28 protein-coding genes and 5 tRNA genes are annotated in these 24,638 nt (G+C 38.7%); 19 read left to right on the top strand and 14 right to left on the bottom strand.

Annotated features, from left to right (window positions below; genetic code table 11):
- Positions 1-40: 40 nt before the first annotated feature.
- On the bottom strand, positions 41-769 hold the full coding sequence (locus F3G91_RS06365; protein ID WP_149701042.1) for a phosphotransferase: 729 nt from the start codon (positions 767-769) through the stop codon (positions 41-43).
- Positions 770-870: 101 nt separating this feature from the next.
- Positions 871-946 (bottom strand) — tRNA-Ala (locus F3G91_RS06360).
- Between the two features lie 103 nt (positions 947-1,049).
- On the opposite strand from F3G91_RS06360, the gene F3G91_RS06355 reads away from it, so the two are divergent.
- From F3G91_RS06355 to F3G91_RS06335, 6 genes are all read left to right on the top strand, one after another.
- A tRNA-Gly gene (locus F3G91_RS06355) sits at positions 1,050-1,124 on the top strand.
- A 9-nt stretch (positions 1,125-1,133) separates the two neighbouring features.
- Positions 1,134-1,220 (top strand) — tRNA-Leu (locus F3G91_RS06350).
- Positions 1,221-1,227: 7 nt separating this feature from the next.
- Positions 1,228-1,301 (top strand) — tRNA-Cys (locus F3G91_RS06345).
- Positions 1,302-1,332: 31 nt separating this feature from the next.
- Positions 1,333-1,488, top strand: a complete 156-nt coding sequence (locus tag F3G91_RS10230) for a hypothetical protein (RefSeq protein ID WP_021086361.1) — start codon at positions 1,333-1,335, stop codon at positions 1,486-1,488.
- A gap of 58 nt (positions 1,489-1,546) precedes the next feature.
- A tRNA-Ser gene (locus F3G91_RS06340) sits at positions 1,547-1,636 on the top strand.
- Positions 1,637-1,938: 302 nt separating this feature from the next.
- Entirely contained in the window at positions 1,939-2,355 is a 417-nt protein-coding gene (locus F3G91_RS06335) for a hypothetical protein (protein WP_188116803.1), read from the top strand.
- 6 nt (positions 2,356-2,361) lie between these two features.
- Here the strand turns inward: F3G91_RS06335 and tpx are convergent, their stop codons facing one another.
- The 3 genes from tpx to F3G91_RS06320 all read right to left on the bottom strand — a co-directional run bounded on the left by tpx (position 2,362) and on the right by F3G91_RS06320 (position 4,718).
- Positions 2,362-2,892 (bottom strand): thiol peroxidase, encoded by a 531-nt coding sequence (gene tpx / locus F3G91_RS06330; RefSeq protein WP_149701040.1) that lies wholly within the window; start codon positions 2,890-2,892, stop codon positions 2,362-2,364.
- A gap of 9 nt (positions 2,893-2,901) precedes the next feature.
- Positions 2,902-4,044, bottom strand: a complete 1,143-nt coding sequence (locus tag F3G91_RS06325) for a trans-sulfuration enzyme family protein (RefSeq protein ID WP_149701039.1) — start codon at positions 4,042-4,044, stop codon at positions 2,902-2,904.
- 218 nt (positions 4,045-4,262) lie between these two features.
- Positions 4,263-4,718: a DIP1984 family protein gene (locus tag F3G91_RS06320; protein ID WP_103571487.1), complete on the bottom strand. Its 456-nt coding sequence runs from the start codon at positions 4,716-4,718 to the stop codon at positions 4,263-4,265.
- Between the two features lie 88 nt (positions 4,719-4,806).
- Between F3G91_RS06320 and F3G91_RS06315 the strand changes: the two genes are divergently transcribed.
- Positions 4,807-5,973 (top strand): MalY/PatB family protein, encoded by a 1,167-nt coding sequence (locus F3G91_RS06315; protein WP_149701038.1) that lies wholly within the window; start codon positions 4,807-4,809, stop codon positions 5,971-5,973.
- A gap of 824 nt (positions 5,974-6,797) precedes the next feature.
- Here F3G91_RS06315 and sodB read toward each other — a convergent pair.
- Complete coding sequence (gene sodB, locus F3G91_RS06310; protein WP_149701037.1) at positions 6,798-7,415, bottom strand: superoxide dismutase [Fe]; 618 nt, start codon at positions 7,413-7,415, stop codon at positions 6,798-6,800.
- Positions 7,416-7,883: 468 nt separating this feature from the next.
- Between sodB and F3G91_RS06305 the strand changes: the two genes are divergently transcribed.
- Genes F3G91_RS06305 through F3G91_RS06295 form a run of 3 tightly spaced genes read left to right on the top strand, consistent with a single transcriptional unit; the run spans position 7,884 to position 10,713 of the window.
- Complete coding sequence (locus F3G91_RS06305; RefSeq protein ID WP_021089263.1) at positions 7,884-8,876, top strand: DctP family TRAP transporter solute-binding subunit; 993 nt, start codon at positions 7,884-7,886, stop codon at positions 8,874-8,876.
- Entirely contained in the window at positions 8,876-9,418 is a 543-nt protein-coding gene (locus F3G91_RS06300; protein ID WP_002941662.1) for a TRAP transporter small permease, read from the top strand. The genes F3G91_RS06305 and F3G91_RS06300 overlap by 1 nt, the downstream gene beginning before the upstream one ends.
- Before the next feature lie 11 nt (positions 9,419-9,429).
- Positions 9,430-10,713, top strand: a complete 1,284-nt coding sequence (locus tag F3G91_RS06295) for a TRAP transporter large permease (RefSeq protein WP_103568883.1) — start codon at positions 9,430-9,432, stop codon at positions 10,711-10,713.
- Between the two features lie 25 nt (positions 10,714-10,738).
- On the opposite strand, the gene F3G91_RS06290 is transcribed toward F3G91_RS06295, so the two are convergent.
- Genes F3G91_RS06290 through F3G91_RS06275 form a run of 5 tightly spaced genes read right to left on the bottom strand, consistent with a single transcriptional unit; the run spans position 10,739 to position 15,571 of the window.
- Positions 10,739-11,788 carry a GGDEF domain-containing protein gene (locus F3G91_RS06290; RefSeq protein ID WP_149701036.1) on the bottom strand — a complete coding sequence of 350 codons (1,050 nt, stop codon included), beginning with the start codon at positions 11,786-11,788 and terminating at the stop codon, positions 10,739-10,741.
- Positions 11,781-12,875, bottom strand: a complete 1,095-nt coding sequence (locus F3G91_RS06285; RefSeq protein WP_103576210.1) for a GGDEF domain-containing protein — start codon at positions 12,873-12,875, stop codon at positions 11,781-11,783. The genes F3G91_RS06290 and F3G91_RS06285 overlap by 8 nt, the downstream gene beginning before the upstream one ends.
- A gap of 45 nt (positions 12,876-12,920) precedes the next feature.
- Complete coding sequence (locus F3G91_RS10225) at positions 12,921-13,079, bottom strand: hypothetical protein (protein ID WP_002941615.1); 159 nt, start codon at positions 13,077-13,079, stop codon at positions 12,921-12,923.
- Positions 13,080-13,089: 10 nt separating this feature from the next.
- Entirely contained in the window at positions 13,090-14,934 is a 1,845-nt protein-coding gene (locus tag F3G91_RS06280; protein ID WP_149701035.1) for a mechanosensitive ion channel family protein, read from the bottom strand.
- On the bottom strand, positions 14,927-15,571 hold the full coding sequence (locus F3G91_RS06275) for a carbonic anhydrase (RefSeq protein WP_103579107.1): 645 nt from the start codon (positions 15,569-15,571) through the stop codon (positions 14,927-14,929). The genes F3G91_RS06280 and F3G91_RS06275 overlap by 8 nt, the downstream gene beginning before the upstream one ends.
- A 171-nt stretch (positions 15,572-15,742) precedes the next feature.
- Here F3G91_RS06275 and F3G91_RS06270 point away from each other — a divergent pair, with 171 nt between their 5' ends.
- From F3G91_RS06270 to F3G91_RS06245, 6 genes are all read left to right on the top strand, one after another.
- Complete coding sequence (locus tag F3G91_RS06270; RefSeq protein ID WP_021089286.1) at positions 15,743-16,441, top strand: Bax inhibitor-1/YccA family protein; 699 nt, start codon at positions 15,743-15,745, stop codon at positions 16,439-16,441.
- Positions 16,434-16,817, top strand: a complete 384-nt coding sequence (locus F3G91_RS06265; protein WP_021089275.1) for a hypothetical protein — start codon at positions 16,434-16,436, stop codon at positions 16,815-16,817. Before F3G91_RS06270 ends, F3G91_RS06265 begins: the two co-directional genes overlap by 8 nt.
- Before the next feature lie 63 nt (positions 16,818-16,880).
- Positions 16,881-17,210, top strand: coding sequence for a preprotein translocase subunit SecG (gene secG, locus F3G91_RS06260; RefSeq protein WP_021089287.1), 330 nt, complete (start codon positions 16,881-16,883; stop codon positions 17,208-17,210).
- A gap of 2 nt (positions 17,211-17,212) precedes the next feature.
- A complete protein-coding gene (locus F3G91_RS06255) occupies positions 17,213-18,172 on the top strand; it encodes a polysaccharide deacetylase family protein (RefSeq protein WP_021087211.1) in 960 nt (319 codons plus the stop codon).
- Positions 18,162-18,719 (top strand): ribosome recycling factor, encoded by a 558-nt coding sequence (frr, locus tag F3G91_RS06250; RefSeq protein WP_002941557.1) that lies wholly within the window; start codon positions 18,162-18,164, stop codon positions 18,717-18,719. The genes F3G91_RS06255 and frr overlap by 11 nt, the downstream gene beginning before the upstream one ends.
- Before the next feature lie 199 nt (positions 18,720-18,918).
- Positions 18,919-20,388 carry a DUF4153 domain-containing protein gene (locus F3G91_RS06245; RefSeq protein WP_223227835.1) on the top strand — a complete coding sequence of 490 codons (1,470 nt, stop codon included), beginning with the start codon at positions 18,919-18,921 and terminating at the stop codon, positions 20,386-20,388.
- Here the strand turns inward: F3G91_RS06245 and rnhB are convergent.
- From rnhB to F3G91_RS06230, 3 genes are all read right to left on the bottom strand, one after another.
- Positions 20,380-20,934: a ribonuclease HII gene (rnhB, locus tag F3G91_RS06240; protein WP_103634520.1), complete on the bottom strand. Its 555-nt coding sequence runs from the start codon at positions 20,932-20,934 to the stop codon at positions 20,380-20,382. The genes F3G91_RS06245 and rnhB overlap by 9 nt on opposite strands.
- Positions 20,934-21,788 (bottom strand): S-adenosylmethionine tRNA ribosyltransferase, encoded by an 855-nt coding sequence (locus tag F3G91_RS06235; protein WP_149701034.1) that lies wholly within the window; start codon positions 21,786-21,788, stop codon positions 20,934-20,936. The genes rnhB and F3G91_RS06235 overlap by 1 nt, the downstream gene beginning before the upstream one ends.
- 80 nt (positions 21,789-21,868) lie before the next feature.
- On the bottom strand, positions 21,869-22,963 hold the full coding sequence (locus tag F3G91_RS06230) for an ATP-binding protein (protein ID WP_149701033.1): 1,095 nt from the start codon (positions 22,961-22,963) through the stop codon (positions 21,869-21,871).
- Positions 22,964-23,102: 139 nt separating this feature from the next.
- On the opposite strand from F3G91_RS06230, the gene F3G91_RS06225 reads away from it, so the two are divergent.
- The 3 genes from F3G91_RS06225 (at position 23,103) to rpsJ (ending at position 24,634) form a co-directional block, all read left to right on the top strand.
- On the top strand, positions 23,103-23,360 hold the full coding sequence (locus F3G91_RS06225) for a hypothetical protein (RefSeq protein WP_149701032.1): 258 nt from the start codon (positions 23,103-23,105) through the stop codon (positions 23,358-23,360).
- Positions 23,361-23,411: 51 nt separating this feature from the next.
- A complete protein-coding gene (locus F3G91_RS06220) occupies positions 23,412-24,047 on the top strand; it encodes a tetratricopeptide repeat protein (RefSeq protein ID WP_149701031.1) in 636 nt (211 codons plus the stop codon).
- A 278-nt stretch (positions 24,048-24,325) separates the two neighbouring features.
- A complete protein-coding gene (gene rpsJ, locus F3G91_RS06215) occupies positions 24,326-24,634 on the top strand; it encodes a 30S ribosomal protein S10 (RefSeq protein ID WP_009295257.1) in 309 nt (102 codons plus the stop codon).
- Positions 24,635-24,638 lie beyond the last annotated feature (4 nt).

The following is a 24,638-nucleotide window of genomic DNA, read 5'->3' as shown; positions in this document are numbered from 1 at the left end:
AAGAGCTCTATTGGCAAAAAGCGCTTTTGTCTTGTAAAATTTATCTATTTTGAGCGATCGGCAGGAGATACTCAAAGGTTCTGATGGCTGCGTTTAGATCCTTTTTGTTTAGAGATTTAAACGGCTTTAGTAGGTGATAAAGCAGCTTAAATTTTACTATTAGTTGTAGCGAGCGCGAGTAAATGTGAGCTCCACCAGCGTTAATGTATTCATTGACCACTTCTTTTACCAGCTCATGTGAAATTTTTTGTCGGTAGAGCTCGTGGATGAAAACTAATAGGTCGCGGCATTTTTGAAGTTCTATGTCGTGAGTAAAAAATTTTGACTCAAAATCTAGAAATTTTATCTCGTCATTTTTTATGGCGATATCCCTAAGAGCTGGGCGTCCGTGCGCAAAATTTAGAGCGTGAAGTCCAGCTAGTGCGCGGGCTGCTTTTAGTAAAATTTCGTGTTTAAATTTTTCATCGTTACTATATTTAAATAGTCTAGCAACTGGCTCACCAACATCTTCTATAACGAAAAATTCATCACTTTTTAGCACGAGTTTTGGAGCAGGGGCATTTGCCTCGTTTAAAATTTCAAGCTTTTTTATCTCAGCGGCAAATGACCTATAAGGGTTTGGTTTAAAAATTTTAGTTAAAAAGCTGCCTTCGATGCTCTTTTCAATGCGTTTTAACCAAAATTTTTGCCCATCAAATTCAAAGCTAAATACACGCTCGTTGTTGTGATTTTTTAAAATTTCATTTACATATTGTTTCAAATTTTGCATGTTGTAAATGTAGCGAAAGAATTCTAAATTTTTACATATATTTGACGTAAAATTTCATGAAAAACGTGAAAATATTTGTTAGCAAAAAAGAGAGTAAAACATGGTGGAGTTAAGCGGGATCGAACCGCCGACCTCTTGAATGCCATTCAAGCGCTCTCCCAGCTGAGCTATAACCCCAAAAGATTTGGTATTTTATCTTTTTATGGCTTACATTTTTTTGAAAGTCGTTTTTATAAAATAAATTTTTAAGCAACTTTTGGGTAACATTGCAACCTTTAACGCGGGAATAGCTCAGGGGTAGAGCACAACCTTGCCAAGGTTGGGGTCGCGAGTTCGAATCTCGTTTCCCGCTCCATTAAATTTTGCCCGAGTGGCGGAATGGTAGACGCAAGGGACTTAAAATCCCTCGGTAGTTTTTACCGTACCGGTTCAAGTCCGGTCTCGGGCACCACCAAAACGGCGACATGGCCAAGTGGTAAGGCATGAGCCTGCAAAGCTTTGATCCCCGGTTCGAATCCGGGTGTCGCCTCCAGACTTCAAAAAACCAAATTAAAGGATTAACAATGAAAAAGTTGCTTTTAATAGTTTGCATGGCATTTTTTGCAGTAGGTTGTTCAAACACTTGGCACGGTGTAAAAGAAGATAGCCACAACGCCAAAGAATGGACTAAAGAAAAGATCAATGACGGCGCTAGCTACGTCAAAGAAAAAACAGAATAATTCTTAGTGGTTATAGCAAATTTTAAGCAAAGTTGGCTATAATCACAAATCTTTAAATCGGGAGATGGCTGAGCGGTCGAAAGCGGCGGTCTTGAAAACCGTTGAGGTGTGAAAGCCTCCTGGGGTTCGAATCCCTATCTCCCGGCCACTTCAAATTTAAAATCACTTTTTAATTTTTTAGTCATTTTTATTTTTAATTTTTTAGAACTTAATATAAATATGATCCGTGTTAAATCACAACAAAAATTGTGTTTTTGGCAAGGCTAAAAATAGCAGAATTTTAATCTCAAAAAATGTGAGAATAAAGTAAATTTAACGCTTAGATGAAATATACAAAAGTTACCTTGACACTAAAGAGCAAAAGGCAATAAATGCGCCTTACCAAATGGCGAAACAAGCGTCGTTTTAAGTAATAGCAAGGTCGCTGTAAATGCCATAAAAGAGAGCGTTTTGCCAGAGGGTAAAAACGTAGAGGTTTTGACGATGCAGTCCATTAAAGGCCTTGAGGCGCAAAATGTCATCATCCACAACTTTTTACCGTTTTTACAGACTATATATAAAAATGAAAGAGCGCTTTTTTATAGGAAAATTTACGTCTTGCTAACTAGAAGCCGTGAAAATTTATATATCTCGCTACCTAAAAATTTAGATGAAAATTTGCCAGATGAGATAAAAAAAGTGGTAGAGATCATCAAAAAATATGCAAATTTGACCCAAGTCTTGCCAGAGCCAGACGAGCATAAAAAACCAAGCTCCAGCCTAAAGCTAGCCTCGATAAAGCCGGTTTTAAGGGACGTAAAAGATGGCGCCGAGCTAGTGGTGGCAGGCAGTCAGCTCTTTGCCATCATAGCTGGGCTATTTGCATAGTAAATTTTAATGGCAGCCGCAGCCACAACCACATCCGCCGCTTTGTTTTATCGCGTCAAAAACTGCGTCATAGTTTGGCTCTTCTGTCACTTCAGGGACGATTTGCTTGTGAATTATTACGCCATCTTTGATGACAAAGATCGCTCTTGCAAGCAAGCCTTTTAGCGCCCCGTCACTCATCAGCATGCCGTAGTTTTGGGCAAATTCGCCGTATCTAAAGTCGCTTCCCACGCGCAAATTTGCTATGCCCTCAGTCGTGCAAAATCTCCCCATCGCAAATGGCAAGTCGTTTGAGATGATGCTAAGTCTAATGCCGTGTTTGCCGGCTACTTTTTCGTTAAATTTACGTGCTTCTGCCGCGCAAACGCCAGTATCTAGTGAAGGCAAGCAGACAAGCACCTCGATGCCGTTATTTCCGCCCACGCTAAATTCGCTAAGATCTTGCGCTACGACTCTTGCTTCAGGTGCATAAGAGCCGACAAATAGCTCGTTTCCGCTTAAATTTACATCACTGCCTTTAAATTTTGTAGTTGCCATGATTTCTCCTTATTTTTTAGCTTTTTTAAACGCTTGATCAAGGTCGGCTATTAGATCATTGACATTTTCGATGCCGATGGCTAAACGAAGCAAATTTTGCTTTATGCCGATCTTATCTAGCACCTCTTTTGGATATGCCTCGTGCGTCATCGTTGCAGGCCTGCAGATAAGGCTCTCTACGCCGCCAAGGCTCACTGCTAGATCAAAAATTTCTAGCGCTTTTACAAATTTATTTACATCATATTTTTCATCAAGCTCAAATGAGATAAGAGCGCCGATATCGCTTGCTTGAGCCGCTTGCATCTTTGCCTCTTGCTCGCTATATGAGCCAGGGAAATGCACCACGCTAACGGCGTCACTATCCTCTAAAAATTTGATGATTTTATGGGTATTTTGCGTTTGTCTGTCAAACCTAACGCTAAGAGTTTTAAGCCCACGTATTAGGTAGTATGCGTCCATCGGACTGATGATGCCACCAAGCGTGTTTTTGGCAAATTTTATCTTTTCAGCCAAAGCATCGTCGTTTAGCGTGACGATACCAGCGATCACGTCAGCATGTCCGCCGATATATTTTGTGGCGCTATATACCACGATGTCAGCTCCGTGCTCAAGCACTTTTTGATAGTAAGGCGTCAAAAATGTATTATCCACGATGACTAGAGCACCCTTTTTGTGAGCGATCTTTGAAATTCTAGCAATGTCTGTTACTCTTAAGAGAGGGTTTGAGGGAGTTTCGATGAAGATAGCTGCCACGTCGTCGCTTATGTCATCTTCGCTTAAAAAATTTAGATCATCTATAAATTCGCTCTTTATGCCGTGGCTTTCAAAAACGCTCGTGACATACCTATATGTGCCACCATAGACATTGCTATTTAGCAGGACTTTTTGCCCTGTTTTTATAAGGCTAAGTGCAGCTGCTGTTGCTGCCATGCCTGAGCCAAAGCTAAATGCGTATTTGCTACCTTCAACTTTAGCAAAGATATCATCAAATGCCTTTTTTGTAGGGTTGTTGCCGCGCGAGTAGGCAAATTCTTGAAAATTTTCAAGGTCATCTTGCACGAATGTGCTAGCTAAAAATACTGGCGGAACGACCGCTTTGTTTGGATTGTTTTTAGCTTCGATGCCTTTTACGATTAGAGTGTCTAGTTTCATAAATTTCCTTTTTAAAAATTTACGAAATTTTACATGATAAAGATTAATTTTCCCCAAACCCACCCAAAATATAGCCAAACCAGTAAGTGGTAGTAAAAGTGCTTTTTAAAATTACATTTGTAAGATTGCTAAGACTAAATTTAAGCTTTTGCCTGGTCTTCGCAAGCCGCCAATGTATGGTTTTTTACTCGCTTTTGGCTAAATTTTTACCATAAATTTTACTCTACTAGATCAACCGACCAGTTTGCCTCCTGAAGCTTCATCTCAAGCTCTCTGATCTCTTTTGAAAGCGCATCTACTTGCTTTTGAAGTGCGCTCACATCGACTGTGCTTAAAATTTTGATCTCGCTGTTTGAGTAAAGATCGACCTTTTGACTAGCACTCGTGGCAAACTCTCTAAGCACGTTTGCTTTTAGCGTCAAAGCGTCCTTTTTAGCGATCATCTCAGTGAGGCTCATGCCATCAAATTTAGCACTTGAGTTAGTTAAATTTATAGAGCAAATGAGCGTAAAAAGCTCACTTGTTAGCTTGTCAAGCTCTTTTAAAAGCAGCTTTGGATCCTCGCTTGGACTTTCATTCTCCTGCGTTTTTGCGTTGCTAAGTAGCCTAACTTTTAGCTGTTCGATGCGCTTTTGCGTGTCAGATCTTAGGATGAGAGCCTGAGCTAGTTTCATCATTTTTCCTTTTTTGGTATTAAATTTTTAAATCATCTTAGTATCTTTTGGGTTATAATTGATTTAAAATTTTATTTAAGGAAAAGCTATGAAGTACGATTTTGACACACTAGTAAGCAGAGAAGGCACAAACTCATCAAAATGGCGTATGAAAAATGACGTTTTGCCGATGTGGGTTGCGGATATGGACTTTAAGGCTGCACCTGAGATCTTAAGCGTCTTGCAAAAGCGCCTTGATAACGGCGTCTTTGGCTACTCTTTCATCCCAAAAGAGTGGAACGAAGCGATAAAGAGCTGGTGGCAAAGACGCCACAACGTGAGCTTAGAGAACGAGTGGATGTGCTTTTGCACTGGCGTCATACCAGCTATCTCAACTGCTATTAGGAGATTTAGCAGTCCAGGAGATCAAATTTTAGTGCAAGCGCCTGTCTATCACGTCTTTTTTAACTGCATAAAAAATAATGGACGCGAAATTTTATCAAACGACCTTGTTTATAAAAATGGCTCTTATGATATCGACTTTGACGACCTCGAGGCAAAGCTAGCTCAGCCGCTAACTACTATGATGCTTCTTTGCAACCCTCACAATCCAATAGGCAAAATTTGGGACAAAGAGACGCTTAAAAAGATAGGCGAGCTTTGTTACAAGCACGATGTTTTGGTTATCAGCGATGAAATTCACTGCGACATAACTGATCCAGGGCTAAACTACGTGCCATTTATCAGCGTGAGCGAGGAGTGCAAAAACAACTCCATCACGTGCATCTCGCCTACAAAGGCCTTTAACATAGCTGGCCTTCAAAGCTCAGCCGTCGTCACGCCAAATGAAAAGATCAGAGCAAGACTAAATGCTGCTATCAACTACGATGAGGTTGGCGAGGCAAATGCCTTTGCGATCATCGCAGCAATATCCGCTTTTAACGAGGGCGAGGCGTGGCTTGATGAGCTTAGAGAGTATCTTTTTGAAAACAAAAAGGTCGTCGCAAACTTCATAAAAGAACAAGGCTTGCCAGTGAAGCTTTTGCCATCGAGCGCGACCTACCTTTTGTGGCTTGACTGCAGTGCGTTTTGCGAGAATTCGAGTGAGTTTATGAATTTCTTGCGTGATAAAGCTGGACTTTGGCTAAATGACGGCAACGCTTACAGAGGAGATAGATTTTTCCTTCGTATGAATATCGCAACGCAGCGTGAGAGGGTGCTTGAAGGGCTAAAACGCTTGCAAAATGGTATAAATTTATACACTTCAAAGAGATAAATTTTGTCTGGGTGGCTTTGGAATTTAAGCTGCCCTTTCTTGATACAAAATATCTACTGGGGGCATTTTGAAGTAACAAATACTGCTCCCATTTCTTAAATATCAAAGTGAGTATTACTCATAAATTTAAAGGCGAGATAGCTTTTGTTATTTTGCTACTTCGCTAACGTGTATTAGTGCCAAAAATAGTGTCGTGGTCGCGCTTGGGCTGTTTGAAGCTGTAAACCGCGATTATTTTGAGCATTAATGTGGCTTTGGCTCATAAATTTAGTAGCTTAAATTTGAAAGATAGAAATTTAAAGGCGAGATAGCTCGCGCTTAAGCAAAAAGCCTTTGAACGCGAATGCTCAGGGGCATTTTGAGTATCAGGGTGGTTTTAAATTTAAAGGCGTGAAGTTGTTTTATAGCGCTAAATTTAAAGTGAAAGCCACTGCACCAAAATAGATTAGACCGTCAAAACAAGCATTTTACGCCTTTTAAAGCAGCAATCATCGCGCCTATTGCTTGCTAAATTTAACAACTCAAAAGAAATTAGAAAGTGAGATATCTTGCGCCAGCTTTAAATTTAAGAAAACTCACTTGGTAAAACGAGATTTTAAGCCGTTCGTATTATCTTTCAAAAAGTGATTTTTGCTGAAAAAATTGATGATTTTGAATTTTAGAAAAAGCAGAAATTTAAAGGTGAGCTGGCTCGTGCTGATTTTAAATTTATAAAAAGATCATTTTGCCAAAACAAGCATTTGCGCTCTTTTAAAATGATAAATTTGATAGCTAAATTTGAGTAAAAAGCAAAAATTTAAAGGCGGGGGAGCTCCCGCCAGATATTATTTATGTAGTTCTTTTGTGTAAAACTCAACTGAGCCAAGGCCCTCTTTTAGCGCCCACTCGTAAGCTTTGCTTACAAATTCCCAGTTTATGTTCTCATAGAAAGTCTCTAGATATTTTGGGCGTGCGTTGAAGTTGTCGATGTAGTAAGCGTGCTCCCAAACATCAACGACTAGAAGTGGCACTTTGCCGTCGCTCACTGGAGTTTTTGCGTTGCTAGTTTGCACGATCTCTAGCTTTTTGCTGCTTGGATCAAATACAAGCCACGCCCAGCCTGAGCCAAAAAGCGTTGTAGCTGCTTTTAAAAACTCCTCTTTAAAATTTGCGAAATTTGCCTCGATCGCAGCTTTTAGCTCGCTAGACATCTCGCTTTTTTTAGCGATGCAGTCCCAGTAAAAGTCGTGGTTGTAAACTTGAGCGACATTGTTGTAAAGGCCGCCTTCGCTATTTTTTAGAATTTCATAAAATGATGCGTCAGCAAATTTTGTATCTTTTATGAGATTGTTTAAATTTGCAACATAGGTCGCGTGGTGCTTGCCGTAGTGGTATTCACAGGTTTTAGCACTTACTACTGCATTGTGATTTGCGTCAAACGGAAGTTTTCTTAGTTCAAACATAATAATTCCTTAATAATAAAATTTGTTATTTCGCATTATAGCCATAAAAGATTAATAAACAAAATCTTTCAAAATTTAAGCCGAAAATAGGGCGTTTTTATAAAAGCTAAATTTTTCATTTATAAAAGATGAGTGAATTTGCTTTATAAATTTGTGGTTAAAAGAGTGAAAATTTATATCCTAAAAGAGCAAATTTGGCTTTGAAAAAGAAAAAAGTAAATTTAAATTTCTCTAAATGTAAAAAGTAATATAAAAATATGTGTAGAAACGTAACAAAAAAAGACTATAAAAATGATAAATAAATTTTTACGTTAAATTTACAAAGCAAAAACTACCCTTTTTAGATCAAAAATGTTACAAAAATACACATATAAAAATAAAGATATGTGAATTTATGAAACAAAATTTCTAAATTTTTATTTTTGAAATTTATAATGCACCTATCAAAACTATTATAAAGGATGAAAGATGAAATTCTTACAAGCTTTACTTTTTACATGTGCCATCAGTGGCTTAGCATTTGGTGCTGATAAGGTCTATACGATCAAATTTGCTCACGTTGTCGCAGCTTCTACGCCAAAGGGCAAGGCGGCTGACTTTTTTGCAAAGCGTGCTGAGGAGCTAAGTGGCGGCAAGATAAAAGTTCAAGTCTTTCCATCAGCTCAGCTACTTGATGATGATAGAGTATTTGGCGCGCTAAAGCTTGGCAACGTTCAAATGGCAGCTCCAAGCTTTTCTAAATTTACACCTATCGTGCCGCAGTTTCAGCTATTTGACCTGCCTTTCATCTTTAAGGATGCAGACCACCTTCACAAGGTTCAAGACGGTGCAGTTGGCGAGGAGCTAAAAGGCCTTGTGACTAAGAAGGGCTTTGTAGCGCTTGATTACTGGGATGCTGGATTTAAGCACTTTAGCTCAAGCAAAAAGCCTATCCTCACTCCAGAAGATGCAAAAGGACAAAAATTTAGAATCCAAAGCTCAAAAGTGCTTGAAGAGCAGATCAAAGCGATCGGTGGCAACCCACAAGTTCTGCCATTTTCAGAGGTTTATTCTGCGCTTCAACAAGGCGTAGTTGATGCTACTGAAAACCCACTTTCAAATTTCTATAACTCTAAATTTCACGAGGTTCAAAGCTCACTTACACTTTCTCACCACGGATATCTAGGCTATCTAGTTGTTATGAGTGATAAATTTTGGAACAAACTACCAGATGATCTAAAGGCAAATGTAAAACAAGCTCTAAGCGAAGCTACAGCTTACGAGAGAGAAGAGACAGCTAAAGAGGACGCTCACGTCATAGCTCAGCTTGAAAAATATATAGCAGAGACTAAAAAGCTAGAAATTTTCAAGATCGACGACGCGCAAAAAGCTGAGTGGCAAAAAGTTATGCAGGCTATCTATCCTAAATTTTACGATGTCATCGGCAAAGAGCTTATAGAAAAGACAATCGAGACAAAATAATGAAGAATTTCATTAACGCTCTTGATATATTGATAGTCTCGCTTAATAAAACTATCGCCGTTTTGGGGCTAGCTAGTGGAACGCTACTAGCCTTTGCTAACGTCGTGGCTAGATACTTTTTTGACAAAAGCTGGTCATGGGCGAGCGAGCTATCAAACTACTTATTCATCTGGTCGGCGTTTTTTGCCGCAGCGTATGGCTTTAATAAGGGCATCCACGTGAGCGTAACTATCTTGGTGGAGAAATTTCCACCAGCGCTCGCGAAGGCATGCCTACTCTTTTCGCACATCTTAACAACTGTCTTTTTGATATTTATCGCGGTTTATTCGGTGGATTATCTTAAAATTTTGCACGAGATCGAGCAGATGATAATAGACCTTGGCATACCTCAATGGGTCCCTATGCTAGTGCTTCCAATAGCCTTCGTCACAGCTAGCTACCGCTCGGCCGAAAAAGCTATCAAAGTAGCTCTAACTCCAGCAGCAAATGTCGTAAATAACGAAGCGCACGAGCTAGCTCATGGTAGCGTGGTCAAAGACTAAGGAGAAAAAAGATGACAATAGCATTTTTATTTATCCTGCTTTTTGCACTGATGCTAATAGGCGTGCCAGTCGCGGTTTCGCTAGGCACAAGCACCGTTTTAACGATGATATTTTTTACAGACATAGACATCGCTACGATCCCGCAGCTAATTTTTGATGGTATCAATAAATTTTCGCTAATGGCGATACCGATGTTTATCTTGGCTGGAAATTTACTAAGCAAAGGCGGCTCAGCAAGGCGTATCATCGACTTTGCAAAGTCTATGGTCGGACATTTGCCAGGTGGCTTGCCTATGAGCGCGATATTTGCCTGCATCATCTTTGCAGCGGTATCTGGAAGCTCACCTGCGACGGTTGTAGCCATTGGCTCAATTATGTTTGCAGCGATAAAAGAGGCTGGCTATCCAAAAGAGTACGCAGTGGGCGGTATAACTACGGCTGGCTCGCTTGGAATTTTGATCCCACCTTCAGTTGTTATGATAGTTTATGGCGTAACTGCTGAGGTAAGTATCGGCAAGCTCTTTATGGCAGGCGTCGTGCCTGGTCTTATGCTTGGAGCTTTTATGCTCGTGCAAACCTATGTAGGCGCAAAAAAGCTTGGATTTAAAGCGACTAAGGCTGAGCCATTTAAAGCAAGAGTGCAGAAATTTGCAAAAGCATTTTGGGCTCTTTTGATCGTCGTCGTAGTTATTGGCGGAATTTATGGAGGCATATTCACTCCGACTGAAGCAGCTGCGGCAAGTGCGGTCTATGCGCTATTTATCTCACTTTTTATCTATAGAGATATAAAGATAAGAGATCTTTGGGATATCTGCCTAGACTCAGCCCTTACAACAGCTATGATATTTTTCATTATCGCAAATGCCGTTGTTTTTGCATATTTGCTAACTAGTGAGCAGATCCCACAAGCGATCGCTTCGATGATACTTGATGCAAATATCGGTATGATAGGGTTCTTGATATTTGTAAATATCTTGCTCTTTATCATGGGTCAGTTTATGGAGCCTTCAAGCGTTATCATGATCATGGTGCCGCTCTTGCTTCCGATAGCTACACAACTTGGCGTCGATCCTATACACTTTGGTATCATCTTGGTTGTAAATATGGAGATAGGTATGGTCACTCCGCCTGTTGGACTAAATTTATTTGTCGCAAGCGGTCTTACAAATATGAACTTAAAAGAGGTCATCGTGGCGTGCTTGCCATGGACGCTAACCTTGTTCTTTGGCCTTATCTTGGTTACTTATATACCGCAAATTTCACTTTGGTTGCCAAACATAATGTATGGACATTAAAATTTAGAGGCTTAGGCCTCTAAATTTATCCTTTTGGATCGTAATCCGCACTCATAACGATATTTTTACCATTTCGCTTACCGACATATAGTAGCTCGTCAGCTTGCTTGATCATGCGCTCGATATTTACATCAGTATGGCCGCTGTGAGCCACGACGCCAAAGGTCATAGTAGCTATTATCCTGTGGTTTTCAAACTCAACGACATTTTGATTAAGCGTCTCTCTGATACGCTCTAAGATGCTAACTGCTTTTGCCTTTTTAACGTCAAAGATAACAGCCAAAAACTCCTCGCCGCCAAATCTTGCAACCCTATCTTCATTTCTAAAAGCGTTTTTGAAAATTTTAGAAAGGCTCTTTAGCACTTCATCGCCTGCGCCGTGTCCGTAGGTGTCGTTTATCTTTTTAAAGTTGTCGATGTCGCACATCACGATAGCAAAGTCGTTGCCGTCAAATAAATTCTTTTGTCTAAAAATTTGTTGCATTGAGGCGCGGTTTAAAAGTCCGGTTAGTGGGTCGTGGTTAAAGACAGCTTTAGCAGACTCTTTCTCTTCTAAGATGCCTAAGAATATAAATAAATTTGAGCTCTCTAGCAAAAATGAGGTTAAGACAGCAAATACGCAAGATGCAGTTAGGTTAAATACAAAAAATATCTCTTTGTATAAAGGATCGTCCTTTGCTGGTATATCTATCACTAGATAAAAAAGTAAAAATGCCGCGATATCTAGCAAAGAGATAATTCTGCTTAACATTTTAAAGCTAACTGATAAGAAAAAGAGGCTAATAGTTGATGTTAAAAATAAAATTTCAAAGCCCCAGCCTAGACCTAGTATAAAGACGCAAAGTGAGGCGTGGAGTAAAATTTCTACTTGCAAGATGAGCATCACGATCTTGTTGTTCTCTTCGCTATCAAAGAGTATCTTTAGTGCAAAAAGATATATGCTAACAGAAAGGATGTTTGCCACAGCCAAAATTTCTTCGCCCATGAGGTAGAACATAACTAGGTAAAAAGTATGTACAGCTAGGAGCGAAAAGACGATGATCTTTTGTGAGATATAAAGTGAAATTTTAGGCATTGTCTTTGTCCTTATTTGCCTTCATGATCTCATACTCGATGCGGTCTTTGCCATTTTTCTTACCCTCATATAGCTTTTTATCAGCTTTGTTTATGACTGTGTCGATATCAGTTATAACGCCATTTGCACAAAGAACCAGACCAAAGGTCATCGTTACTGAGCTCTTATCAGGTAACTTTACCTGTGCTATCCTTGTGCCAAGTCTGGTTTCAACTTTTTTTACGTCTTCAGTTTTAACTTCAGGCAAGATAACTAGAAATTCCTCTCCACCCCACCTACAAATGTGGTCATTTTCTCTAAAAGTATCTTGCAAAGCCCTTGCGATCTCTTTTAAGACCTTATCGCCCCAGTCGTGTCCGTAGGTGTCATTTATCTTTTTGAAGTTATCGATGTCTCCTAGCATAACGACTAAATTTGCGTCACTGCTTTTTTCTCTAAGCTCTTTTAGCTCATATCTAAGTGTTCTCTCGATCGAGCGTCTATTTAAAAGACCGGTTAAAAAGTCATACTTAGAAATTCTCTCTATCTCCTCTTTCTCTTCGCTGATCTGTTTGTAGCCACTAGATGTGATCGCATCAGAGAAAAACGAAAGTCTAAAGACCAAGTAAAAAGTAAAGAAAACGCTTATACAGGTTGAGCCTATTTGTACCATGGTGTCTATCTCAACTACTTTATCTTTATATGTAAGATATAGCCACAAAAGGACAAATAGCTCAAGAAGGCAGACAGAGTAGGTAAGAAGTCTTTGGTTAAAAGCCAAAAAGTAGTTTATAAAGATAACGCCAAGGAGTGTTATCCATATATTAGAGCTCCAGCCCATGCCAACAACGCCAGCGATAACTGCGGTGATGACATTTAGTTGAAAGATGGCAGAGATTAAAAATCTGTATTTGATATTAAATCTAATCCTTAAAGCAGTGCTAATAGAAAGAAATAAAAAACAGATAAAAATGATCGTTAAGTCAAAGTAAAAACTGCAAAGCGCGATCAAGACAAAGGCGTTACTTACTATCGCTACGTTTAATATCGTTTTGTAAATGTCATCGATAGCCTTATAGCTATCTTGCTCTATAAATTCCTGTACCAAGCATTCTCTCCGTTAATTTCATCCATTAAATTTAATTAGACCATTTTAATACGAGTCGTAACTATCCTCATCCTCATCGCTATCTTCATAGTTGTAGTCATTTTCGTCGTAGTTATAGTCATAGCTATCGCTACTATCCTCGTCTTCATCGTTAAATTCAGAGTAGTCTTCTTCTACCTCTTCGTAGTCAAAATCATCACTCATTTTTCTCTCCTTAAATTTTATCTTTGATATTTTCTATATACAAGCTTTGGCTTGGGAATGCAAAATTTAGACCATTTTGCTTTAAAATATCCATAATTTTTAGCATTACATCTTGTTTTACATCTAAAAACTCTCCCCAAACGATAGTTTTGGCAAAGCAATAAACTAGGATATTTATCGAGCTATCAGCAAAGTCATCAACCACGACAAATAAATTTGACTTATATCCAGCGTAGTCATCAACTGAGACTATGTTTTGTCTATATCTTAGTCCTCTTTTATTAGCCGCGATATCTTCACTTTTAGCGATATCTGGGTGATTTATCAGCATATTTTTGATGTCATTTACACATTTTTTGATCTCATCAGTCGTAGGCCCATACTCTATGCCTATTAGCATTTTGATGCGTCTGCCGACCTTTCTTCTGCTCCAGTTTCTAACAGGATCGCTCGCTAGCTTTGAGTTTGGCACGAAGATAAGGGCGTTATCAAAGCTTCTAACTGTTGTTTTTCTAAATCCTATCTCAACGACCGTGCCCTCGATGTCGCCACAAACTATCCAGTCGCCTTGTGAAAATGAGTTGTCAAAGAGCATCATAACAGATGCAAAGAAGTTTGCGATGATGTCTTTAGCAGCGAAGGCAACAGCAAGACCACCGATACCAAGCGAGGCAATGAGTGCTGAGATATCAAAGCCAAGCTTTTGAAGTATCAGTAAAAGCGTGATGATAAGCACGATCACGTAGATCACTTTTAGTGCTAGGTTTATCACCTCTTTACGCTTGCTTTTTTGCGCGATCTTGTCGATTATAGCGATGCCGTAGCCATTTAGTATGGTGAGGACAAGCCATGAAAATGCGACTATATATATGATAGAAAAGATATTTGCTACCGTTAGAGGCACTGGCACTGGATAAAATCCAATGCCGATACAGATGTTTAGCGCATAGATGATAAGAAGTGCTGAGATCGGCTTTTTGATGATATCAACGATCTGATTTTTAGCCTCTTTTACCCCTTCGCCTGAAGCGATGAGCGACATCACCCAGTAGGTGAGCTTGGCTAAAATTCTAGTTAGCGAGACGAAAAATAAAAATATCGCAACGATAACAACGATCTTGCCGATGTTAAATTTGCTTGAATTTATGGCTGTTGTTTTGTTTATATATTCGACTGCATCGACTAAATTTAGCTCAGACAAGAGCATGCTTGAGCTTAGAAGATCGGCGTTATTTTTAAGATAGGTTAAAATTTCTTCTTCACTCTCTTTTTTCAGCTCAAGGTCAAAAAAGGCGTTGTCATAAGAGCCTGAAGTGTCATTTAGTGAGTCTTTTAGATCTTTTATACTCACATAAGAATTTGTCTGTAAATTTAAAAGTCCATTATCTATCACATCTCTTATAGAATTTGCCTTAGCGCCCTTTTTAAAGACCTCTTCTAGGCTAATAAGCGCTGAGTAGTAAGCGTAATCAACCTTCATCTTCTCAAGCTCGATAGCACTTTGGATGTAGGCATCCTTGTTTGACTGCTTCTCAAGTCTTGCGACCTTTTTTTCTAGTGCCTCTTTTTGCAGATTAAATTTATTGATATCGCTTTGGGTTAATTCGATCTGCATGATATAGTTTGGTATCTTTTCTAAAAGATCGCTCTTTTTTTTGTGGAGGCTGGCTAAATTTGAGTTGTCAGCCTTTGAGTTATTTGCATCTTTTTGCTGTGCTTTTAAAATTTTTATCTGGCTGTTTATGGTTTGGATTTGATTTGTTATGCTTATTATGTCTTCTTCTTGAGTTTTGTTGCTCTCAGCCGCAAAAGCAAAGGTAAAGCAAAGTAGGATAATGGCTAGAAATTTACGCATTTTCGCCTCTTTTGTCCGCTAGAAGCTTAAATGTGCCCTCTTTTAAATCGTAGCTAAAAATTTCGCCAGTTTCTATGATGTAGTGCCAGCCATAAATTTGAAGCTTGCCGCTTTCATACTCCTCTTTTACATTTGGATAGGTCATTATGTTTTCGATCGAGTTTATCACGTTTAGCCTCTCGGTTAGCCACGCCATTTTGGCTGGATCGTCGCTTGTAAATTTAAGCACTTCTCGCTTGATCGGCTCGATCAGCTTTATCCAGTTTTTAACGTTTGGAGTGTTTTTTAGCTTCTTTTCATCAACATAAAGTGCCGCGCATCCGCCACAATCAGAGTGTCCGCAGATGATGATGTTTTTTATGTTTAAAACTTCAAGTGCATATTCTATCGCCGAAGTGGTCGCCAAAAACTCTTCGCTCACTCTATATGGTGGCACGATGTTTGCGATATTACGCACCATGAAAAGCTCGCCTGGTAGGCAGTTTGTTATCAAATTTGGCACGACCCTTGAATCCACGCATGATATGAAAAGCGTGTGCGGATCTTGTTTGTGTTGCAGACTTTTAAAGAGCTCTTCATGCTCTAAAAAACCATCTTCCATAAATTTTACTGCACCTTCAAGTATTGAATCATCCATAAAATTTATCTCCATTTTTTATATTTTTATCGCGATTATAGCAACTTTTATTTAATCAAAAAAATGCTCTCTAAAACGAACTTTAAACTAATATTTTTTATTAAACTTCTTTTTATATATTGTTTAATTATTTTAGGCTAAACTCACCAAAAAAATTCATAAGGAGAAAAAATGAGTTTGTATGATAGAAACTACGCTAAGCAAAATCAAGAAGAGCTTGCGTATTCTCAAAGCTCACTAAGCACTTTTATAAAACAGACTTATCAACTTTTTGCAGCATCACTACTTTCAGCTACTGCTGGCGCTTATGTAGGCATTAGTATCGCTGGCGTTTTTGCGGCAAATAGATTTTTGTTTTGGGGACTTGTGATACTTGAGTTTGTGTTGCTTTTTGGGCTAATGGCGGCTAAACGCAAAGAGGGATTAAATTTAATACTCCTTTTCGCATTTACATTTGTAAGCGGTCTTACGCTAACTCCGCTACTTTCAGCGATCCTCGCTATGCCAAGTGGTGCTAGTATCGTGGCTCAAGCATTTGGCTTGACGACAGTTGCATTTGGTGCTCTAAGCGTCTTTGCGATGAATACAAAACGCGACTTCACAACGATGGGCAAGATGCTATTTATAACTTTGATAGTTATCGTTGTGGCAGCGATCATCAACATTTTCGTTAAAAGCACGATGTTTCAACTAGTTATCTCAAGCATCGCTTCGATTTTATTTAGTGCTTACATACTTTTTGATACACAAAATATCATCCGTGGCAACTATGAGACACCAGTTGAGGGTGCAGTTGCTTTGTATCTTGATTTTGTAAATTTATTTACATCATTACTACAAATTTTAGGCATTTTTAACAGAAATGACTAATGACGAGCGCATCTACCGAGTGATAGATGCGAATTTAAATAGGCTAAAAGAAGGGCTTCGCGTCGTTGAAGATATAAAAAGATATGTCTTTGATGACGCTAAGCTCGCCTATAAGATAAAGTCCCTCCGCCACAAGGCAAAGATCCCACAAAAAGAATTTTTAAAATTTAGAAATTCACAAAATGATGTCTTAAAAACCAGCACAAAAAGCGAGCAAGAAAGATCAAATTTAGACGAGATCATCACTGCAAATTTCAAGCGTGCCCAGGAGAGCGCTCGCGTGCTTGAAGAGTGCTTTAAGCTTGTAAATTTAGAGCGAGCCGAGCTTTTTAAAAGCATAAGATACGAGCTTTATGAGCTTGAAAAAGAACTTTAACTAAAAATTTAAATCTTTTCTTGTATAATCGCAAACTATTTAAAAAAATTTAAAGGAAATTTCGTGAGTTTAATATTTTTAATCTTGCAATTTGTTCTAGCTGTCGTTATCACGATCGCAGTTTTACTCCAAAAGAGCTCATCTATCGGTCTTGGAGCATACAGTGGAAGCAACGAGAGCCTTTTTGGAGCAAAAGGACCAGCTGGGTTTTTAGCTAAATTTACCTTTGTGGTAGGCGTTTTGTTTATCCTAAACACACTTGCACTTGGATATTTTTACAACAAAGATCTAAAACGCTCTATCGTTGATAGTGTCGATAGCAAATCTCTAGTCGTACCAAAATCAAACGACGTGCCAGCAGCTCCTAGCGCACCACAAAATCCAGTAAAATAACAATGATAAAAACGTTTTTAGCGTCACTTTTGACGCTAACGTTTGCTTTGGCAGACGCTCACATCCTAGTTTATCACCGCTTTGACGATCCAAGGCACGTTAGCACAGATATTTCTATCCAAAATTTAAGAGAGCAGTTTGAATACTTTAAAAACAATGGCTTCGAAGTTGTCAAGCTATCAAGGCTTGTCGATGCGGTAAATGCTGGTGAACCGATCCCTGATAACTGGATCGTTATCACCGTTGATGATGGATACAAAAGCTTTTACAATAACGCTCTTGAGCTTTTTAAAGAGTATAACTACCCATTTGCTTTGATGGTCTATGTAGAGGCAAGCGCGAACAAATATGGCGATTATCTAGACTTTGATCAGATCAAAGAGCTAGAAGCTTACGGAGAGATCGGCTATCACTCATACGCTCATCCAAGGATGACTAAACTTAGCGATGAGGCCTTAAGAGAGGACTTTCAAAAGGGCGTTGAGACCTTTGAAAAGCATATGGGTTATAAGCCTAAATACTTCGCAGTACCTTACGGGGAGATCGATAGTAGGGTCGTCTCTTTGGCAAAAGAATTTGGCTTTTTAGCACTTTTAAATCAAAACTCAGGCGCAGTTTCAGATAAAAGCGATGTTTATGATCTTTACAGAACGCCAGTGATGAACGGCACAAAGATAGCACTAACTTTTAATAGCAAATTTTTAAATGCCCAGTGGATATTTCCAGAGGGCTATCCGCAAAACAATGCGATCGACAAGCTCATCATCAAAACCGATACAAACGCAAGTGAGGGCAGTTTTTTCATGACTGGCTTTGACGGATTTAGAAAAGTACCTATGACAAATGGCGTTTTTGAGTGTAAATTTAACCCACCACTTGATAAACGCAAAGTGTTAATGTCGCTAAAAGTAGATCATCACAGAAGCACAAAACTTCTAATAAAGGACACCAATGCTAAATAAAATTTACGATACCCAAAAAGAGGGTTGCGAAAAGGCGATCGCTTCTTTAAAACGCGATTTTACAACGCTAAGAACTGGCAAGGTAAATATCAATATCCTAGATAACGTTATGGTTGATTACTATGGCTCGCCAACTCCGCTTAATCAAGTAGCCACCGTGCTTACAAGTGACGCTTCAACTATCGCTATCACCCCTTGGGAAAAGAGCATGATAAAAGCGATCTCATCAGCTATCCAAGCTGCAAACATCGGCGTCAATCCAAACAGCGACGGCGAGAGCGTTAAGCTATTTTTCCCACCGATGACCGTCGAGCAACGCCAAGAAAATGCAAAACACGCAAAAGCTATGGGCGAAAAGGCTAAAGTTAGCATCAGAAACGTGAGAAAAGACGCAAATGACGAGGTCAAAAAGCTTGAAAAAGACAAGGCTATAACAGAAGACGAGAGCAAAAAAGGTCAAGATGAGGTTCAAAAGATAACTGACACCTACACCGCAAAGATCGACACTCTCGTAAAAGAGAAAGAAGCCGAGCTTTTAAAAATCTAAATTTACTTAGAAATTTGCGCCTCTAGCAAATTTCTAAACTCTATTTTTAGCCATACAAAGTGGCTAAATTTCATCCTTTAAAGGACGACCTTGCAGATCGCCACTGAACTAAAAACCGCATTTGCTGATAAAAAAATTTTGCTTCTTACCATTTTGGCATTTAGCCTAGCTACCATCTTTTTTTAGTCCAAGCCAGATAGTGGATGAATATAGAGGTTTTTGGCTACTTGAGCCGCTACTTTTGGTCGCTATCTACCTAAATAAAAGGCAAATTTTACTCCCTTTATACTTTTTGATATTTGGAGCTAGCCTTTACTTTTTTGGCCTTAAGCTAAGCGGTCACGCTAGCGATCTTGTGGCACTTTATCTCATAGCTTTTGTGCTTTTATTCTCTTTAAATTTTGCCAAAGATAATGAGAAATTTATAAGAGGGAGCCTAGCAAGACTTTTAAATTTACTCATCTCATTTGCTCTTTTTCACCTATTTTTTCTTGGCATTGTGGCTGTTTGTGCAGGGCTTAACTACCTTTTTGATTTAGAGCTTCTAACCAGCCACAGGACGCAAAGGCTCTATCTGACGCTGGCCTCTTTTGGTCTGCCTTGTCTATTTATCTTTTTTGAGAGTAAATTTAGCGAGTATAGGCTCTTAAATTTCATCAAGATCGTCATAAATTTCATCCTAAATCCCGTGCTCATCATCTATGTAGCGCTTTTAAATTTATACTGCATTTATAGGCTTGTATTGCTTGAGCTACCACGTGGCGGGGTGGCCTACATCGTGTTTGCTTGTTTGATCGCTGGCTTTGTTTTAAGAGGGCTAAATTTACTCATCAAAAGCCAAATTTATGATCAAATTTTTAAGCTCTTGCCACTTTTTGTCATCTTGCCTAGCATAATGCTTTGGTGGGGAGTCATGCATAGGGTCGGCGAGTACGGTCTAAGCGAGGCTAGGATCTATCTCATCGCCTGCGTGATATTTGCAAATTTGAGCTATTTTGTGATGATATTTCTTAGAAATTTCCCTTATAAATTTCTAGCGTTTTTTATGATATTTGGCATATTTTTCACCCATTTTGTCCTTGATACAAAGCAGCTTGTGCTAAATTCTCAAAAAGAGCTTTTATTAAGAGAGCTAAGGGTGCTAAATTTACTTGATGGTAGCGGCTTGCTAAGTGGCGACGTGAGCAAGATAGGCAAAGAGAAGCTCTACTTTTTGCAAGATAAATTTGACTATCTCACAGAAAACGGCGATAAATTTGCGTTAGAAAATAAAAAATTTATAGCAGGTCTTGAGAAAGCTGAGCAGAAAAAGTGGCAGATATTTAGCATTAACTCAGGCAATATCGGCATAAACGTCAAAGATGCGACCATCAAAATGCCCATCGCAAGCAGCACAAATGGTGATGAGCTCGTCATACAGCTAGGTCATGAAAGTGTTAGCATAAATATGCAAAAACACCTAGAAAAGGCGCTCGCAAGTCTAAATTTAAAGCCAGATGGCGAATTTGGCGCTGAGGTATTTGAGCGGCTAAAAGAGCAGCTTTTGATCTTTGAAGTTGGCAAGCGCGCCTTTGTTTTGAGGTCTATGGAAATTGTGCAAGAAAACGGAGTTTATAAATTTTACGATGCAAGCGTGCTTTTTTATATGGAGGATGTGCGGCTAAAATAGCGAGCCCTGCGTGAGTTTTGGCTTTATGACAAAGCTTTTTCTATGAAAGTCTGAGTAGCCAAATTTAGCTATGGCATCTAGGTGCGACTTGGTGCCATAGCCTTTGTGCCCTGCAAAGCCGTATGCTGGATAAAATTTATCCCAGCCACTCATCAAGCGGTCACGGCTTACTTTTGCTAATATGCTGGCCGCACTTACCCCAGCGACCTTGCCATCAGCCTTTATCATCGTCGTGATGCCAACGCCGTAGTCTAAATTTCCGTCATAAATGATCTCAAAGCCCTCAAAATGTGCCTTAAAAAGTTTGAGCGCGCGCCTTAGGCACTCACTTAGCCCAAGCTCGTCTATCTGGGCGTTTGAGAAGTAGGCGATGAGGAAATTTGAGCTTTTTGTGATCTCTTTAAAGAGCTCCTCGCGCCTTTTTGCGGTTAGTTTTTTGGAGTCGTTTAGGCCTGAAATTTCACTATTTAGCACGCAAGCAGCCACGCTTAGTGGCCCAGCCAGCGCCCCACGTCCAGCCTCGTCGATACCGCAAATTTTAGCCATTACAGCCCGACTTCATCGCTAAAGTAAGGTCTTAGCTCCTCAAGTGGTACGCTGATCTGCTCTTCGTTTAAAAATGTAAGTCCAAGTGGCGAAAGCACGAAGTTATCGCTCACGCCTGCATTTGCAAGGATTGCTTTTAGGTGGCTGTCGTTTATATCTTTAAAAATTTGCTTTAGCTTTAGCTTTTTGTTCGTCGCAAGCGAGATCACCTCGCAGTTTGTTTTTTCATTTTTATAGGTGCAAACGCTCTTTATCTTGTCGTTGATGTAGTAGATATCTTTTAGGCTCTCATACTGGTTGTTTGGCCATTTTTTGCGCTCGCTTTTTAGGTCGTAAAACTCTGCAAGAAGCTTGTTTTTATACTTTTTAGCTGAGTCTTTAGCGAAGATGTCGTTAGTGATCGCTTCGTATCTTGTGCCGTTTGCCTCGGTCATTTGGATGCCGATATTTAGGATCTCATACTCTTTGTCTTCTTTTACGGTGGCGTTGTAGGCTTTGTTTTTGACGATTATCTTGCCTTTTAGCTCGCCATTTTCGTTTTTAACGTCTAAATTTATCTTGTCTGAGACTGCATTTAATGATGAAATTTCACTGCCATTTTGCTCAAAAGAGCCCTTTTCATAGTCGTATTTTGCGCCGTCAAAAAAGATGTGTCCGCTTATCTTGGCTGGGACTTTAAAGCTCTTGGTTTGTTTGAAATTTTCAAATTCATCTTTAAAATAGTTCATATAAACTTCAAATTTCACACCATTTGCATCGCCACTAAATTTATAAAATTTAGCCCAGTTTTCGTGGTTTATCTCATAGCCAAAAAGACTTGCAGCGATGAATAAGATCCCAAAAAATGCTCTCATGTCTGTCCTTTATAGTTTTTTTGATTATAACTATTTTATCCCTAGACTTTTAAAATGATAATCAAACAAAGAGTTTAAATTTATAAACCTAGGCTCCACCTAGAAAATGGCAAGATCTCGCACTTTATCCCCTCGATGCTTTGCTCGGCTTGGTTTGCGACGCTGATGATTTGAAGTTTGCTAACGCCCAGCTCTTTTAGGCTCGCGTGGAGTTTTTTAAATTTCAAAAAGACGATCTCAGGCGCAGAAAATGGCACGCAAATGATCGCAAGCTTCCTTTTTGTAAGGAAAAAATCGATCTCTTTTGTATAGTAAATTTCATCTTTAAATTTAAGCAGCTCGCAAAAAACGACATTCGCAAAGACAGCCAAAAAGTCCTTTTTCAGACACAAAGCGTTGCGAAGTGCGAAATTTGTAAAGTAAATTTTCTTGCTCGTGCTACTCTCATCTAAATTTGGCACAAACTCAACGTATCCACTCTCATTTAGCAAATTTATCGCGCTATAAACGCTATCTTTTGAAATTTTCATCTGCTCTTTTAGGTTTTTATAAATCCCAAAGGCACTTATCGTGTCGTGACACTTTGTCGCGCACTCTTTTAAGATAGCGATGCTTTGCTCGTTTAAATTTGCTCTTAAGAGCTGCTGCAAGTGGGCTGTGACCTCGCTGGAGTCCAAAAAGGCGCTTGCTATCTCGTTGCCATGAGCCAAAAAGTAGCTAAAAAGCAGGTCTTGGTCTAAATTTTTCTTAAAAAAAAGTATAAATTCTTCGTAGTCGAGGTAGTTTAAATTTATACGTGCAAAGCCCTCAAGCGAGAGTGAAAATTCCTTACTTGTAAGGATGATATTCTCAAGTGCAGCGTCTTTTAGAAAGTCTAAATTTGCAAGATCAGCGCCTTGTAAATTTTCAACTGCGAGCACCTTTATCTGGGCATTTTTTTCTAAAAACTCTTTTAAATTTGCTAAAAGCAAGGCTCTATCTATCCTTATATCGTCTAAATTTATATAAAGCCTCTCCTCGCTTTTATAATGGCTCAAAAACTCATAAACAAGGGCTGTTTTGCCACTTGATATAGCGCCAATGATAAGCGTCTTTGGCGAGATGATCTCATATTTTCTGGGGATAAATTTTGCATTTTTAATGGGTGCTTGATAGAGCGTTTCTAAACTTTTCAAATTTGACCTTTTTAGCTTTTTGAAATTATAGCCACTTCCTTTTAAAAAGGAATAATATTTAAATCTATATTATATTTGTAATTAATTTATTCTTAAGGGGGGGGGGTAGAATGTTAAAAATTTGCTAAAAGGAAAGTATATGTCTGAGGATAAATTTAATGAGAGTAATGCTTCAATCGAAGATGGAGAAATAGTGTCAAAAAATGATAAAGCAAAAAGTATGAAAAAAGATAAGCAAAACGAAGCTTTCATTCAAATTTCTTTATCTATTCTTAGTGGTATTGTCGGAGGTATAGCAGTTAATATATTTGATGGCATATATTATTTGTTTAACGTTTTTGTAATACTAATCATCGGTTTGATTATGTGGATAATTATTGTTTATAGTAGTAATTGAAAATTGATTATATTGTTTGTATTGACTAAAAATAATCTTAAAGGAGTATAAATGAAAAAGATGATTTTGTTTTTGCTAGTTTTAATGAATTTGGCATTTTCTTCTGAAGAACTAACACAAGCTCAAATTGAATATGTTGAAAAAGAGTGTGAGAATGGAAATCTAAAGTATTGCACATTAATTGGCGAATATTATTATTTATATGGCGGAATAAAAATAGATTACAAAAAAGCAAGATATTATTTTGAAAAGGTTTGTAAAATTGGTGAGGTTGCTCAAAAAGACGAGTCTTTTATTGAAAGTTGTGGAAATCTTGGAAATATATACTATAGTGGTCTTGGTACTAAAAAAGACTATAAAAAAGCTTTTCAATTATATAAAATGGTTTGTGAGGCAGGAAGCGCTATAGCGTGTTCAAATATGGGGCTTATGTATCAAAACGGAAAAGGTGTAAAAAAAGATGTATCAAAAGGTTTATCGTATATGAGAAAGGCTTGTGATGTTGGTGATTGGAATGGATGCAGAAATTTTGCCGCATATCACTATGGACGTGGCAACAAAAGCGAAGCCGCACTATATTTTAAAAAAGCTTGTGATCTTGGTAGACTTGATTCTTCTACACAAAGTAACCCCAATTATAAAAGTCTTTGGCAAATGACTTGTAGTATGTATGATGTCTTAAAATAATCCAAGTTTAGATGAGCTTAGTTCAGGACTGAGTATTTATTTTTTACTTTAATTTCTTTGGCTAAGCTCAAAGATACTTTCCTTATCAAAAGGAAATAATTAATCAAAATTCAACAAAAAATAGCATTTTTCTTGACAACTATAATGGCTTTTTTGTAAAATCCCTATCTCTTTACGAAAGACCTATGTCTTGCTCGTACGATCGCTTGATCCTATGCGAGTTATTTTGATGTAAAGAGGTCGCGAGTTTGCGACAAGTTCTTTTTAAAGGAAAACACATGGAAAGAATCAGGTTAAAGCTAAAAGCTTACGACCATAGAGTTCTAGACCGCACTGTTGCAGCAATCGTAGAAGCTGTCAAACGAACAGGTGCCGACGTTCGTGGCCCGGTACCAATGCCTACAAAGATCAAACGCTATACAGTCTTAAAATCTCCACACATCAACAAAGACTCACGTGAGCAGTTTGAGATGAGAATACACGCTCGTATGCTTGACATCGTAGCTGCTACTCCAGAAACTGTAGATAGCCTAACAAAACTCGACCTAGCTCCAGAAGTTAATGTCGAAGTTCGTGCGATGAAATAAGCGG

It is taken from the genome of Campylobacter concisus (assembly GCF_902460715.1).
In the GTDB taxonomy this organism is placed as follows: Bacteria; Campylobacterota; Campylobacteria; order Campylobacterales; family Campylobacteraceae; genus Campylobacter_A; species Campylobacter_A concisus_AK.
The sequence above is the reverse complement of the archived record's forward strand: the minus strand, read 5'-3'. Positions and strand labels throughout refer to the sequence as shown.